Here is a 16,094-nt window from a genome sequence, read left to right as displayed (position 1 = left end):
GTGCGTGTTGATCTTCCGTATTCTTATTTCACAGAATTCGTGAGATATAGAATCGCAATTTGTGTTCTATCTCGTAGCTGTGTCTTACTTAAGATGTCCGTAATATAATTCTTTACCGTACCTTCGCTCAGGAAACATGTCTGGGCGATTTCTTTATTTGATCGACCTTCTGAAATATGACGGACAATCGTCTGTTCCATAGGGGTTAGTCCGTATTGTTCTAACTTATGAGTACACGAAGCTTCGGATGCCTGCATAGGAGACGAGGGCATAGGCCGAAGGAAGGTTGTGAGCTTACGAGCGATATCCGGATGGATTAATATATCACCATCGTGTACAGTTTTGATTCCATGAATGATGCGATCGGGGGGGATATTCTTGAGTAAGTACCCACTGGCTCCATTCACTAACGCTTGAATAATAAACTCGTCATCATCGAAGGTTGTTAGCATCAGAACACGCGTATTTGGAAATTGTTCCTTCACCCGTTTGGTTCCTTCTACACCGTCACATATTGGCATTCGAATGTCCATGAGTACGACATCTACGTGTAGTCCAGATGCCAATAAGTCTACGGCATCTGCACCATGTGCAGCACAACCTACAACCTCAATATCAGAATCCATGGCCATTAATACTTTTAGACTTTCACGTATGAATTCATCATCATCTACGATTAATAAAGAAATCAATATATGTTCCCCCTTGTTCTATATTACTTCGTTCTTCTTGTACACTGGGAGCGTGGTAACAATAGTAAATGGATACTCCCACTGAATATCTATCGAACCACCCACCAACTTAACGCGTTCTTGCATGCCACTGAGCCCCATGCCTTGTTGTCTCGAATTCATATTCGTCGTAAGCTGAGTGATTTCACCAGTATTACTTACAGACATACTTACCTGCCCATCTTCAAAAGTGATGATAACTTCCACAGCTGTAGCTTTACCATGTCGTAGAGCATTCGTAATCGCTTCTTTAGCATTTTTGAATAATACAATCTGCAAACTCGGATACAACAGGATTGGGATGCCTTTGACCTTAAGATTGGTGTGAATTCCTGTTGCACGTCCAGTTTCCTCAAGTAATCGATCGATGGCGTATTCCTCCGTTAAAGAAGTAGCAGGGCGCATCTTTTTCACAGTATTACGCATATCATCCATGCTTCCGGACAGTTGGTCTCTAATCTGGATCATCATGTTCATACCTTGAGGATAATTGGTAGGCATAATGTGAATAGCTGCTTCCATCATCATTTTGACTCGAATTAGACGATGACCGATATCATCATGAAGGTGTCGAGCTATTCGCTCACGTTCGCCCGATTGTGCAGTGGCTTCTACTTGATGAGTAAACTCTACTAGCCGTTTATTTGTTTCATCTAGTTCGTAATGATTCTTACGAAGATCGTCGTAGCGTCGAATGAGATCTGCATGACTTTTCGTAGAATACTGAAGTAACGATAGTAAAACAGCGGTTAGAATGAATGAGAAATTGATGCAGATCATCCATAAAGCTTGCTCGTATTGAAAGGATACATTAAGAAGTATTAAATGGACACTTAACATGAACCAACGGGTCCTGCGATGAAGTAAGAAAACATAAGCGAATAATGAGGAGAGAGAGATAAAAAACATCAAATAACCATAGGTGTGACAGAGCCAGACAGAGAAGATGATGTCTATACATAACAATAGCTTTTTAGCGGAGAGTTTATGTATGAATCGATCTAATACAACTAGGGACATATAGAGGAGCAGAGTTACAATAAATTGACCATAATTATCATAACGGTATATGTAGATGGAGCTAAAACTGGCAATGAAGATGAAGCCATAGCGAAGAATACTTAGAAAAGATGAGAACAAGATACGCAACATCCTTTATAGGATAAAATGGGTCAATATGGCTTCATTATAGCATAGGACTAGAATCCTGAAGGAGATGACTTTCGTCACCTATATCATATGACCTTTAGTACCTCTCAAATACGCTGAACTTCAGTACAATAGGGAACAAGAAGTAGTTAGAGGGAGCGATGAATATGGCGTTTGTGGAAATAAAGGATGTAGTGAAACGATACGGTTCTAATATATCTGTTGATCATCTAAATCTGAGTATTCATGAAGGTGAAATCTTTGGTCTGTTAGGTCCAAATGGTGCAGGGAAGAGCACGGCGATCAATATGATGAGCGGACTAATGAAAATAGATCATGGAAGTATTTCTGTAGATGGGATATCTGTGAATGATCGACCCCTCGAAGTTAAGAAGCGTATAGGTCTTGTTCCTCAAGATCTAGCGTTATATGAGACGATGCCTGCGGCAGACAATGTGACTTTCTTTGCTAAGTTACATGGACTGCGAGGAAAGTTGTTGAAGGAGCGAGTGGAGGAGGCATTAGAGTTCGTAGGCCTACAAGACCGTGCTAAAGAGATGCCTGCGACATTCTCAGGAGGGATGAAAAGAAGGTTGAACATTGCTTGTGCAATCATGCATCACCCAAAATTGATTATTATGGATGAACCGACGGTAGGTATCGATCCGCAATCTCGGAATCATATCCTTGAATCCGTTCGTACTTTGAATAAAATGGGCTCAACCATTATTTACACAAGTCATTACATGGAAGAAGTAGCTGCGATCAGCGATCGGGTTGCGATTATGGATCAAGGACACATGATTGCATGTGGTACGCAGCAAGAACTCCGTGAGCGGGTATCGAGTTTGGAGAAGATTGTCATTAAGGCAACTCAGATTACAGAAGCGGTTATCGATGAGTTGAAACTTCATCCAAGAATTTCTAGAGTCTCGTCCTATGAAGATGTTATTGAGCTATATGTGGCTTCTTCCCAGCAAGAATTGCAAGACATCCTATTCATTTGTGCTAAGCACAATGTTATTTTACAGTCGCTAGCTTGTGAAGAGCCTGATCTTGAGTCTCTTTTTCTAAATTTAACGGGTCGCAAGCTACGTGATTAGGGGGTTGAAGTAGATGAATATTTGGATCATTGCGTGGTTTGAGCTTAGGAGAATGTTTCGAACGCGTACAGTAATAATGAACCTTTTTTTGTTGCCATTAATATTGATCTTTATACTAGGTACGGCCCTGTCAATCTTTTTCAATTCAGGTGATAAGATTCCCGATCTTGATCCTGTGAAGGTTGCGATGGTAGAAAGTGTTGGGAATAGAGGAGCGGTGACCTCTCAGTTAAATACCTACCTGCAAGGTCCAGATATTGTGAAAATGATTATTGTTCAAGATGTAGCTACAACAGAAGAAGCGGAGAAGCTGTTGCGGTCCCAAAAGGTGGATTATGTCGTTACGGTTCCTATTGATTTCGATCATCAAGTGATGAGCGGAAAGGAAGCGAAGCTCCAGTTGATGCTTGGGAGTAACAGAACGGCTAATATGGTTGCAGGAACGGTATTTGATAGCTTTCTAGATGAAATCAATCATGGGCAAGCAGTTGCATCTGTCGTAGGTTCAATGGGATTACATCAAGAAGTGGCTATTAGTTCAGGTGCGCCTGGCGATACCCATTCATATGTCACAGTAGGGAAGTTGAATGATGAAGCAACTTCATATTCTGCGGCGCAGTATTTTGCAGTGGCGATGTTGATCATGTTCCTATTATATTCGGGCAGTACGGCCAGTGATAGTTTATTTAGTGAGAGGGAAAATCACACATTATACCGCTTACAGTCTATGCCCATATCACATGCTCAGATATTAGTAGGTAAGATGATCGGGAGTAGCATTGTAGCAATGGTTCAGACACTTGTTATTATTGCTGTCTCCTATTTACTATATGGAACCAACTGGGGTCAACAGCCATTGTTGTTAGCGGTGACTTGCATGTTATTGATATTTGCTTCCATGGCGATCGCAGCAATCGTAGCATTGATGTCTAAATCGAGTTCCAGTGCCAGTAACTTCATGCAATTTTTAATAGTGGCAATGACCTTTTTTAGTGGAGGATTTCTACCTATTCCCGTTGGATTTATTCAGAATATCGGAGAGTTTACGTTGAATCATTGGGGGATGCAGAGTATTCTGCAAATCATGTTACATGGGGATATGTCTGAGATCATCTCAAGTATCGGTATGTTGGCAGGTATCTGTGCTGCTCTCTTAGCGGTTACAGCTATTGTTTATCGAAAGGTGGGATATCATGCATAGCTTAACGATTGCCTTGAATATGGTCAGAAGAATTATTGGAACCCGGAAAGGATTTATTGCTTTTATTATTCTACCTTGTGTTGTAGTCACGGCTACGATAGCGTTAATGGGTCAGAATAGTAATGCTAAGGTGAATATTCCTTACGTGAATCAAGATATAGGTCCTGCAGGTCAACATATTATCGATGAATTATCTAGAAATGATAATTATGAGCTGAAACCATTGAATGGTGAAAAAGAGCTTAGGGACACTATTATAGATAAAAAAGGAACATTGGGGATATTGATTCCTTCTGGATTCAGTGAACAATTACTACAAGGGAATGTGCAAGATATCCGCATGTATGAACTAATGGCGGGTGAAGCCGGGATTATGGTCAAAATGAATGTGAATAGTATCGTTGGAAGAATGGTACGAACGACAGAGAGTCTGAGCGTGATGAAGCTGGACGCGGGCATTCAATTAGATGTCTTTAGCAAGAGTCTGCAAGAAGTAAGTAAACATCTAATTGCGTCACAGAAAACAGATTATAATCTGTATACTAAGAATGGACTTACGAATGTGACTGGATTTACAATCATGTTCATGATGGGATTGGTAACGAGTATTGTTCGGATGATATTAGATGATCGTCGAAATAAAACCATGGCACGTATATATAGTGCACCTGTGAGGTCTTACCAAATCGCAGTGGGTCATATGATGGGAAGCTTCATTGTGGGGATCTTACAAATCATTATTATTCTGATCTTGAGTCGTTGGGTATTAGGATATGAGTATAATATTCCATTCTTTACACACTTTCTGATATTAGGTTCCTTCATGTTGGTAGCGATGGGTATAGCTAGCACCGTGGCTGGATTAGTACGAAATCCTAATAATGCCAGTATGATTAATAACATGATTATTACGCCAACTTGTATGATAGGGGGATGTTTCTGGCCGATATCTTTCATGCCGGATTACATGCAAAAGGCAGCTAATTTCGTACCGCAGAAGTGGGTCATTGAATCCGTTGAGAAAATAGCCTCAGGTGGTCAACTGGCGGATATCTGGCTACCTTTATCTATCTTAGGGTTGATGGCGGTCATTCTGCTCGCGATTGGATCAGCGATTTTACGTCCTAGCGATACGGGGGTTGGGGTGTAAGAGGGTTATATTATAAAAGATAAGGACAGCCGTTCTTCAACGGCTGTCCTTATTTGTGTTTACTACTCTTGCAGTTGACGAAGAACAATAATCTGCACACGACGATTACTCTGACGGCCAAGGGTTGTTGTGTTATCTCCTACAGGACGGGTATCAGCATAGCCAGCATATTGGAATCCTTCAGGCTTAAGGTTCTCTTGTTCAAGGAAGAACCGAAGAATAGATAAGGCGCGAGCTCCGGATAATTCCCAGTTATCTTTATACTTAGAGGAGTTCGTGATTGGAACATTATCCGTATGACCTTCGATACTGACTGTAGTTCCCAGGTTCTTGAAAAGGCTTGCGAGCTTAGCTAGTACAGGACCTGAAGCGGACTTTAGGTCTGCTCTACCAGCGTCGAATACGAATTGATCGCTAAGTGTAATAGAGATTCCCTGTGGTTTATCCGCCACGAAAATTTGATCATCCAATTGATTATCAGATACATATTTCGAGATGACAGACATCAAACCCTGCAACTCTTGTTCTTGCTGTCTGAAGGCTAGTTCACGTTCAGTTAATGCTTGTGGTTGTTGTTCCTGTATCTGTGTCTGAGTATCAGGCACTATTTCCTTCGCGGGTGGCGTTGTTGTAGTGTCAGGATTCTTATGTGTATATTTATCAGCGGTACCTGTTATTCCAGAACCTTCTTCTAGAATAGAATCACCAGATTTGAATGTCAGTTGAAGTGACTGAGTAACATCATCATATTTGCTCTTGTCAAGGGTGCTCATGGCATACATCATGACGAAGAAAATCAGCAGTAGAGTAATTAAATCTGCATAGGTTATGAGCCAACGGTCTCGACTACCATGTTCAGTCTTATTTCCTCGACCCCGAGATGGTCGCCTAGTCTGTTGTCTCATCAAGAACCCCTTTCTTCATGGAAGGAGGAGGGGTCAAATCTGTCGTCCTCATCATTTCGAACGAAATCTTTTTTCGGACAATTTGAGGGTGTTCTCCGTTCTGAATCGCAAGAATTCCCTGGAGAAGAAGCTCCATATTCTGAATTTCATCAGCACTTCGCGATTTAATTTTGGAAGCAATGGGCAAAAAGATAAGATTAGCACTAGCGACACCGTAAAGTGTAGCGATAAATGCAACAGCAATGGCAGGACCCAATTCAGTTGGATCTGACAGGCTGCCAAGGACATGAACGAGTCCCATGACTGTACCAATAATTCCCATCGTAGGTGCATAACCACCAGCAGATTCAAATATTTTGGCATAACCATCATGTTTCATTTCTGCGCGATCTATTTCAATCTCCATAATTTGTCTTACAAGAGCAGGTTCTGTTCCATCTACTACCATCTGCATACCTTCGCTGAGGAATAGGTTGGGGTGGTGTTGTGCCTTTCGTTCGAGAGCGAGTACCCCATTACGTCGTGCAGTAGTCGCCATCTGAACAATATCGTCGACTAATTCCTCCATGTCATTGTCTGGTCGAACAAAGGCATAACGTATGGCTTGTGGAATTGTCTTCAACCTTGCAGTTGGGTAACTTATGACTACAGCGGCAATAGTTCCACCGAATACGATAAGTGCTGCCGTCTGTTGAAATAATCCTGTAATTTGTCCGCCTTCCCATAAAAAGCCTCCAACGAGTGCAGCAAGACCGGCTAGTATACCTAATATTGTAACGATATCCATTGATGTGTTCCTCTCCGATCTAAATGTTAGGATTTGCATACCCTATCTGATCCGAGTATAATAATGGGAACAGATATTCTTATATAGGTTAATATTCCTTGTATTATATATCGGGAATTCTCGACATATTCTTTAACTATTTTAGATGATAAGGGTGGTATTGGGCAATGAGTGATATTGTGATTAGTAACAAGCAGTTCGAGCTTGAATCGGAATACTCTCCGCAAGGCGATCAGCCCACAGCCATAAAGGAATTGGTAGAGGGGATTAGGAATGGTAAGAAAGAACAAACATTGCTAGGTGCAACAGGTACCGGCAAGACATTTACCATTGCTCAAATGATCAATAAGGTAAACCGCCCAACGCTTGTGATTGCACATAATAAGACTTTGGCTGCACAGCTTGCGGCTGAGTTCAAAGAGTTCTTCCCTAATAATTCGGTTGATTATTTCGTTAGTTATTACGATTACTTTCAGCCTGAAGCCTATATACCTTCAACGGATACGTACATTGAGAAGGATTCAAGTATAAATGAAGAAATTGATAAGCTTCGACATTCGGCGACGAGTTCATTGTTCGAACGTCGTGATGTAATTATTGTAGCGAGTGTCTCATGTATCTATGGTCTGGGATCACCACGTGAGTATTCAGACTTACTGCTCTCGTTGCGTGTTGGGATGGAGAAGTCTCGCCAAGAGATTCTGAGTCGACTTGTCGATATTCAATATCAACGTAATGATCTCAATTTTGTACGCGGAACTTTCCGTGTACGGGGGGATGTCATCGAGATCTTCCCAGCTTCCAAAGGGGAGCAAGCGCTTCGAGTTGAATTATTCGGCGATGAGATTGAGCGAATTACGGAGATTGATGTACTGACTGGCGAATTGGTTGGCGAGCGGGATCATATTGCTATATTCCCAGCCTCTCACTTTGTAACCAAAGAAGAGACGATGAAGATTGCCCTCGTTAACATTGAACGGGAGCTTGAAGAACGATTAACAGCGTTGAGGTCGGAAGGAAAGCTATTGGAGGCTCAGCGACTAGAGCAACGCACGCGGTATGATATTGAGATGATGAATGAAGTCGGATTCTGTTCTGGGATTGAGAACTATTCAGGACCACTAACATTCCGGGAACCAGGAGCTACGCCGTATACATTAATGGATTATTTCCCTGAAGATATGTTGGTCGTTATTGATGAGTCGCATGTCACATTACCTCAAATTCGGGGGATGTATAATGGTGACCGTGCGCGGAAGACCATGCTTGTGGATCACGGATTCCGACTACCTTCGGCTTTGGACAATCGTCCACTCAGATTCGAGGAGTTCGAAGAAAAGATTAGCCAGATCGTATATGTATCGGCTACACCGGGACCTTATGAGCTAGAACATTGTCAGACGATGGTACAGCAGATTATCCGTCCAACGGGCCTTCTAGACCCTATTATAGAAGTTAGGCCAACCAAGGGGCAGATCGATAACCTTATTGAGGAGATCAGACTTCGTATAGAACGTAATGAACGAGTGCTAGTAACGACACTTACGAAGAAGATGTCTGAGGATTTAACGGATTATTTGAAGGAGATTGGTATCAAGGTTAGGTATCTACATTCCGATATTAAGACATTGGAACGTTTGTCTATTCTTCGAGATTTACGTCTAGGTACTTTTCATGTATTAATAGGTATTAACTTATTACGAGAAGGTCTAGATTTACCAGAGGTATCACTTGTAGCCATACTGGATGCAGATAAAGAAGGGTTCCTTCGTTCAGAGAGATCACTTATTCAGACGAGTGGTAGAGCCGCGCGTAACTCAGAAGGTTATGTCATTATGTACGGTGATAAGATTACGGATTCGATGCGGAAGGCCATTGATGAGACGTCACGTCGACGTACGATTCAGATCGCTTATAATGAGCAACATGGCATTACACCTCAGACGATCGTTAAGAGAGTAAGAGATGTCATTGAAGCTACGAAGGTAGCTGACTCCAAAGCGGATTATCTCACAGGAAATGTATCGAAGATGTCGAAGAAGGACCGTCAATCGGTTATTCAGCGGCTTGAAATAGAGATGAAAGAAGCGGCGAAGAACTTACAATTCGAAAGAGCTGCGGAGCTGCGTGATGCTTTATTAGAGCTAAAAGCAGAGTAAATAGATAAGATGAATGATGTAATAATGATCGTTCACTTTTCAAATGTGTAAGAGTATAAGGAGATGATAACCGTTGGCAAATGAGAACATTATTATAAAGGGCGCTAGAGCCCATAATCTGAAGAATATTGATATTACGATTCCGAGAAATCGTTTTGTCGTGTTGACAGGACTAAGTGGCTCAGGTAAGTCATCTTTGGCGTTCGACACGATCTATGCGGAAGGCCAACGGCGTTATGTAGAGTCCCTTTCTGCTTACGCACGTCAATTTCTAGGTCAGATGGAGAAGCCAGATGTAGATTCTATTGAAGGTCTGTCACCGGCTATTTCTATCGATCAGAAGACGACGAGCCGCAATCCTCGATCTACTGTGGGAACAGTGACTGAGATTTATGATTATTTACGGTTGTTATTTGCACGTGTGGGTCATCCTCACTGCCCAACTCACGGTATCGAGATTACATCACAGACCGTGGAGCAGATGGTGGATCGGATTATGCAATATCCTGAGAAGACGAGGTTACAACTTCTAGCTCCTGTCATTTCTGGGCGTAAAGGAGAACATAAATCGCTGTTTACGGATATCAGTAAGCAGGGTTTTGTTCGCGTGCGTGTGAATGGAGAACTTCGAGACTTGTCGGAGGATATCGAACTTGAGAAGAATAAGAAGCATACCATTGAAGTCGTGGTTGACCGTATTGTCATCAAGGAGGATGTGGAGTCCAGACTAGCTGATTCCATTGAGACTGCATTGAAATTATCAGGTGGACAATTATTAGTTGACGTTATGGGCGAGGAAGAACTGCGATTCAGTTCGAACTTCGCATGTCCTATTTGTGGATTCAGTATGGAAGAGCTGGCACCAAGAATGTTCTCGTTCAATAGTCCATTTGGGGCATGTACGGAGTGTGATGGCCTTGGCGTGAAGATGATTGTGGATCAGGACTTATTGATTCCAGATATGAGTAAATCGATTGAGGATGGCGCCTTCTTAGCTTGGACAGGAAGTACATCTAACTATTATCCACAGTTCTTGAAATCGGTGTGTGAACACTTCACTATCCCACAGGATGTTCCGGTCAGTGAACTGAAGCCAGATCAGATGGAGAAGTTGTTACATGGGACGGGAGAGCAGAAGGTTCGATTCAAATACGAGAATGACTTTGGACACCGTAAAGAAGCGCTCGTGATTTTTGAAGGCATCATTCCGAATCTAGAACGTCGATATCGTGAGACGGCATCGGAAGGAATTCGTGAGTTCATTGAAGGATTCATGAGCGCCAAGCCTTGTGAGGTATGTAAAGGTCATCGTCTAAAGAAAGAAATATTAGCTGTGACGGTGGACAATCATAATATCGCAGATGTAACCAGTCTCTCGATCGGAGATGCGATGAAGCTGTTTGATAGTCTAGTATTGAGCGAGAAGGAGACGGCCATTGCTACGATGATCTTGAAGGAGATTGATAGTAGACTTGGGTTTCTCGTCAATGTGGGCTTAGATTATTTGTCTTTGAGTCGTGCAGCAGGGACATTATCAGGTGGTGAAGCACAGCGCATTCGCCTAGCCACTCAGATTGGTTCTAGCCTGATGGGTGTCCTCTATATTCTAGATGAGCCAAGTATAGGTCTGCACCAACGTGATAACGATCGATTAATAACGACGCTTTTGCATATGAGAGATTTGGGGAATACACTTATTGTGGTTGAGCATGATGAAGATACGATGATGGCGGCGGATCATATTATTGATATCGGACCAGGCGCAGGAATTCATGGGGGTCAAGTGATTGCTCAAGGCACACCACAAGAGATTATGGACCATCCAGACTCGCTAACAGGACAGTACTTAAGTGGACGTAAATTCATCCCAGTGAGTAGTAATCGGCGTAAGCCTGAAGACCGCTGGTTGGAAATTAGGGGTGCCAAAGAGAATAATCTGAAGAACCTTAATGTGAAGATACCTTTAGGGGTGTTCACTGCAGTTACTGGTGTATCAGGTTCAGGTAAATCTACGCTTATCAACGAAATTCTCTATAAGAAGCTAGCTCGTGAATTGAATCGGGCGGTCAAAGTACGACCTGGTCAGCATAAGGAGATTAAGGGATTAGAGCATCTGGAGAAGGTTGTTGATATTGACCAATCGCCTATTGGGCGTACACCAAGATCTAATCCGGCTACGTATACAGGTGTATTCGATGACATCCGTGATATATATGCTCAGACCAACGAAGCGAAGATGCGGGGCTATAAGAAGGGTCGATTCAGCTTTAATGTGAAGGGTGGGCGCTGCGAAGCGTGTCGTGGTGATGGAATTATTAAGATAGAGATGCACTTTCTACCTGATGTTTATGTTCCTTGTGAGGTATGTAAGGGTAAACGTTATAACCGTGAAACCTTGGAAGTTAAATATAAGAATAAGAGCATTGCAGAAGTGTTAGATATGACCATTGAAGATGCTACTGAGTTCTTTAAGAATATTCCACGTATTCACCGTAAGTTACAGACGATACTGGATGTGGGACTTGGCTATGTGAAGATGGGGCAACCAGCAACGACACTGTCGGGTGGAGAGGCACAACGTGTGAAGCTTGCTTCAGAACTATACCGTCGAAGTACAGGTAAGACTTTGTATATTCTTGATGAGCCAACGACGGGTCTTCATGTAGACGATATCGCTCGACTGTTGACCGTTCTTCATCGTTTAGTTGACTCTGGAGAGACCGTTCTTGTCATTGAACACAATCTCGACGTCATTAAGACGGCGGATTACCTAATTGATCTAGGACCAGAAGGCGGTAGTGGTGGGGGTACGATCTTAGCAACGGGTACACCGGAGCAGCTTATAAAAGTAGAGGGATCTTACACCGGCAAGTATTTGAAGCCTGTGCTTGAACGTGATATTGCACGAAGTAAAGCTATGGAAGTGTATAGCTAACAATGATTTATGGTCATGTAAGAATAAGCGTAGTGATCGCGTATTTGTATTGTTGATCACTATACTTTAGAAGTTTGGCAGGTATTAAATAGTCTCCGCCTTCTAACAAGGTGGAGGCTATTTGACGATTACGGGTGCCTTATTGGAATGAATTTGAGTTCATATAAACAATGAATAAAATCATATACAAAGCGTGGGAATCCTCCTTTTTAGAGAATATTCCGTGACAAATTCATTTTTTTCTAAAATCGGGGCTTGCATAAGATAGATCGGCAGGATAACATATAAATATAGGTAAAAATTGACGTGATGTTTCATAGAGGGAGGTACACTGTATGTTGTTGGCAGAAGGTGCTGAGGCTGTATCTAATTTCCATACGTTCGATATATTTATGATTATTTTTACAATCCTAATTTTAATTGGGGTCGTACGTTTGGTAACACAGCCTGTTAAGAATCTATTCGCTATTGGGTTTAGCGTAGTTAGTTTATTGGTCTTCCTATACTCGGATTATGCGATGGTATTAGGATGGATTGGCTAGGATCACAAGAATACTTAGAAGAAAGCAACACCAACGAAGACACCTTACTGCGGATGCAGAATCAAGGCGTCTTTTTTTGTAGTGTTTAAGTGGTGGCGGAATTTGGTTATGGTGGTACGTCTTACAAAGTGCTGTTGTTTTTATAGGGACAGTGTATCGAATAAATATAGGACTTCTAGCAATTGTTCGGGCTGAAATAGTATGATACATTTGGGATATTCCTTACATAAATGAATATGATGATATAGCAACTTAGAGAGATCTTCAAGGGAGATAAAGAGAGCTAGATATGAGAGGGTTAGGTGAGGAAAGAATGAATAGGGTGGGGAAGAACGGTGCAATAGCGCTGTTATGTGGCCTTATGCTGATGAGTGGTGTGGGCACTGCCCAGGCGCAACAAAAGGGGACAACCCAGAGTGCCAAGCAAAGTACAGCTAAGGTATCGAATAAAGTAAGCACAGATCAGGTTCCACAAATCGTAAAAGAAGTATCACCATCGGTCGTTGGAATTATAGGTAAAGGCGATGTTAGTCAGGTAAATAGTAATTCAGATCGATATAATCTAGTACATGGAACGGGTGTAATCATTCGTTCGAATGGATGGATTGTGACCAATGCTCATGTTGTTAAAGGTTTAAAGAATGCTACGGTCGTTACAACAGATGGAAAGAGTTATAAAGTAAAAGAAGTGTTTACGGATGAGACAAGCGATCTTGCACTTGTGAAGATTACGGCAAACGGTCTAATACCGGTGAAGTTCGCTAAATCTATTCAGGATACAGAAGTGGGGGAAAAGGTTATTGCAATCGGAACTCCCATCTCGTTCTCATTACGTAATTCGGCAACGGTAGGTGTTGTAAGCGGACTTAATCGAGGTGTAAATGCTTCTTACCGCTTAATCCAGAGTGATACTGCAATTAATCCAGGGAATAGTGGTGGACCGCTAGTCAACATGAAGGGTGAAGTATTGGGTATTAATACGATGAAATTCGCTGCCGTAGGGGTCGAGAATATGGGTTTCTCCATTCCAACGGATACGGTACAATATGTGATCAATCAATTGATGAAGTATGGAGAAGTGAAGCGTCCAAGCCTCGGTCTTACGCTAGAGGAAAGTTGGTCTGCTATTGTGGGTCTCCCTACAGATGATCCATTAACGGTAACTAAGATCCTTTCTAAGGAAGCTGAAAAAGCGGGCATACATGAGGATGATGTGCTCTACAGTATTAACGGGATAAAGGTAACTTCTGTGGTGGATATTAACGAGATGTTCAAGGCGTACTTACCTGGTCAGACTGTCAAACTATTGATGCAGAGTGATGGGGACATCGTTATCCGTAAGTTAGTACTGAGTCGCCAAGGTCTAGTCCTTGATGAGGAAAGCGAGGATTATGAACTATGATAATCGGGATAAGAAATGTGATGGAAATGAAGAAGATGAGACTCCGCCACTGGGCGTGCATCTCCATGTGTATGATCATGTTTCTAACAGGTACAATTCCTGCGTTCGCAGCAGATAGTGGAAATACATTGGAATTGAAGCTCAAAGTAGGGAGTACGATTGCGGTCATTAATGGACAACAAGTGGCTATTGGTAAGCCTTACATAGATCATTTGACGACGATGGTTCCATTGGGTGTGTTTAAGAGGGCTTTTGAAAGCCAAGTTCGTCTTGAGAACTCTAATCAAGTAAAGGTGACCTATGGGACACACACGTTAAGTATGACAATAGACAGTCATTTGGCTTGGGTGGATGGCAAAAAGGTGAAGCTAGATGTAGCACCTACGATGAAATCAGATACACTAATGGTTCCGGTACGTTTCGTAGCTCAGGGTATAGGGGCTAAGATTGGCACAAGTTCGGTTGGGGAGATCGTGATTACTTTAGAGTCCACAGGGGATAAGGTAGTAACGGATGACACGAATATTGATAGTGATGTAGGTAAGACCAAGCTTGGTAACAGTTATTACAATTGGACGATGAACTACCCAACGGGTCTAATCATTGGAGAAGGTGGAGGGTATGAGAGTATCGCTTCATTCAACGATTCAGAGGAATCTTATTACATCGAAGTTCATGCCAATAAACAAGAAGTGGAGCTTCAGGCGGAGGATATCTTACAACAGTTGGTTGAAGATGCGAAGGATTCAGGGGAAGTCGTATTGGACCGTGAATCTTATCCATTAGTTGGCGTTCCTTATGCCCGTATTGTAACGAAAGATTCGGATGGGACGATCTGGGAAGTTCGGGGATATTATGATCACGAGCAGTTGTACGAAGTATATCTTGCTGACTTCAAGGCGCAAAATTATAAAGAAGTAAGTAAATATTCAACCTTATTAAATTCATTTAAAACAAACTTCAATAAGCAAGACAAGGCCGTCAAGGATTTGTCCAGTGTCGTTAACGGTATGCGAAACGTCTATAACGGCGATTATGGTATTTCTCTAGATGTACCTGCTGGCTGGGATATGGATAATGAGAATATGTATTACGAAAGTGAAGATGGAAGTTATCTTAAGCTGAATGTGACTTCAGCTCCTAAAGGATCAAGCCTGGAACAATGGAGCGGGCAAATGAAGAAATGGCTGGGAGAATCTTTTGTCAACGAATCATATAAAGTGGTGGCTACGTATCCGATTGTCATATCGGGTAGTACAGCACTCGTTAACGAAGTTCAATACAATTATGGTGACGGATGGACAACAGAATATGAAGTGATGTTAGAGAAGAATGGATTCCGATACTATGCAGAGTATGGGGTGCCAGAGGATCAGAAGGCGGACTTAGCGCACTTTAAGGATATTATGAAGTCCATCGATATTGAGTATGAAGTGGTCTCTGACACATTTGGGAGAATGGAAGAAGACGCTTATCTGATCGATAAATCAAAGATCATTACGAAGTCTTCAAAGGCTTATAAGTTCAAATTGAATGTGCCACAATTCTGGACACCTATGAAGGATCGATTCGAGAGCTCTCCGATAGAGTACCAATATACAGGTGGGCGCTTTATGATAACAGCTGAACCAGATACTTCTGTCGAAGAGGCGGTCAGTCAGTTAAGAGCATATTATAATGAAGCTACCAAGAAGTCTAAGGATTTGATTATTCGTGGGATTGAGAGCACAACATTTGCGGGTGTAAATGCAACGGTGTTTAAGTTACATCAGGTTAAGAATGGTATCCCGTACGAGGGTGTCCAGATGCTATTTAGTAATAATGGTATAACGTACACGGTGACAACGGCATTAAATGATGCGAATGCTACACAGGTGCAGAAGGATGCACTGGAGAAGGCACTGAAGTCTTTCGCATTCACGAAGCTAAATTAATAGGTATGAAGGAGAGCAACCTTAAGGGTTGTTCTTTTTTTGAAATGAATGGGAAAGGTAGAAGGTTAGTGTGATATTTGGTACAATAGATAAGTT

At 42.1% G+C, this 16,094-nt stretch carries 12 protein-coding genes; 8 read left to right on the top strand and 4 right to left on the bottom strand.

The features are described from left to right. Nucleotides 1–23 precede the first annotated feature (23 nt). Nucleotides 24–692 (bottom strand): response regulator transcription factor, encoded by a 669-nt coding sequence (locus tag BW961_RS18645; protein ID WP_068584249.1) that lies wholly within the window; start codon nt 690–692, stop codon nt 24–26. 18 nt (nt 693–710) lie between these two features. After that, nucleotides 711–1,871, bottom strand: coding sequence for a sensor histidine kinase (locus BW961_RS18640; protein WP_169810277.1), 1,161 nt, complete (start codon nt 1,869–1,871; stop codon nt 711–713). Between the two features lie 176 nt (nt 1,872–2,047). On the opposite strand from BW961_RS18640, the gene BW961_RS18635 reads away from it, so the two are divergent. Genes BW961_RS18635 through BW961_RS18625 form a run of 3 tightly spaced genes read left to right on the top strand, consistent with a single transcriptional unit; the run spans nt 2,048 to nt 5,334 of the window. Continuing rightward, nucleotides 2,048–2,983 (top strand): ABC transporter ATP-binding protein, encoded by a 936-nt coding sequence (locus tag BW961_RS18635; protein ID WP_068584253.1) that lies wholly within the window; start codon nt 2,048–2,050, stop codon nt 2,981–2,983. Between the two features lie 13 nt (nt 2,984–2,996). Then, nucleotides 2,997–4,184, top strand: coding sequence for an ABC transporter permease (locus tag BW961_RS18630; RefSeq protein WP_068584255.1), 1,188 nt, complete (start codon nt 2,997–2,999; stop codon nt 4,182–4,184). Then, complete coding sequence (locus tag BW961_RS18625) at nt 4,177–5,334, top strand: ABC transporter permease (protein ID WP_068584259.1); 1,158 nt, start codon at nt 4,177–4,179, stop codon at nt 5,332–5,334. The genes BW961_RS18630 and BW961_RS18625 overlap by 8 nt, the downstream gene beginning before the upstream one ends. A gap of 62 nt (nt 5,335–5,396) precedes the next feature. On the opposite strand, the gene BW961_RS18620 is transcribed toward BW961_RS18625, so the two are convergent. Both BW961_RS18620 and BW961_RS18615 read right to left on the bottom strand, forming a co-directional pair. Continuing rightward, a complete protein-coding gene (locus BW961_RS18620) occupies nt 5,397–6,239 on the bottom strand; it encodes a flagellar motor protein MotB (protein WP_068584261.1) in 843 nt (280 codons plus the stop codon). After that, nucleotides 6,223–7,026 carry a flagellar motor protein gene (locus tag BW961_RS18615; protein WP_068584265.1) on the bottom strand — a complete coding sequence of 268 codons (804 nt, stop codon included), beginning with the start codon at nt 7,024–7,026 and terminating at the stop codon, nt 6,223–6,225. Before BW961_RS18615 ends, BW961_RS18620 begins: the two co-directional genes overlap by 17 nt. 167 nt (nt 7,027–7,193) lie before the next feature. On the opposite strand from BW961_RS18615, the gene uvrB reads away from it, so the two are divergent. From uvrB to BW961_RS18590, 5 genes are all read left to right on the top strand, one after another. Further along, a complete protein-coding gene (gene uvrB / locus BW961_RS18610) occupies nt 7,194–9,185 on the top strand; it encodes an excinuclease ABC subunit UvrB (RefSeq protein WP_068584267.1) in 1,992 nt (663 codons plus the stop codon). Nucleotides 9,186–9,258: 73 nt separating this feature from the next. Beyond that, nucleotides 9,259–12,120 (top strand): excinuclease ABC subunit UvrA, encoded by a 2,862-nt coding sequence (uvrA, locus tag BW961_RS18605; protein ID WP_068584270.1) that lies wholly within the window; start codon nt 9,259–9,261, stop codon nt 12,118–12,120. Nucleotides 12,121–12,455: 335 nt separating this feature from the next. Continuing rightward, a complete protein-coding gene (locus BW961_RS18600; protein WP_068584273.1) occupies nt 12,456–12,662 on the top strand; it encodes a hypothetical protein in 207 nt (68 codons plus the stop codon). Between the two features lie 313 nt (nt 12,663–12,975). Then, the gene (locus tag BW961_RS18595; RefSeq protein WP_068584454.1) at nt 12,976–14,064 is read left to right on the top strand and encodes a S1C family serine protease; all 1,089 of its coding nucleotides are present in this window, start codon (nt 12,976–12,978) and stop codon (nt 14,062–14,064) included. After that, nucleotides 14,061–15,998 carry a stalk domain-containing protein gene (locus BW961_RS18590; protein WP_244555994.1) on the top strand — a complete coding sequence of 646 codons (1,938 nt, stop codon included), beginning with the start codon at nt 14,061–14,063 and terminating at the stop codon, nt 15,996–15,998. The genes BW961_RS18595 and BW961_RS18590 overlap by 4 nt, the downstream gene beginning before the upstream one ends. Nucleotides 15,999–16,094: the final 96 nt, after the last annotated feature.

Origin of the sequence: Paenibacillus macquariensis, assembly GCF_900156375.1 — a bacterium.
Taxonomy (GTDB): Bacteria; Bacillota; Bacilli; order Paenibacillales; family Paenibacillaceae; genus Paenibacillus_AQ; species Paenibacillus_AQ macquariensis.
Note: the sequence above shows the minus strand (reverse complement) of the source record. Positions and strands in the feature narration are given on the sequence as shown.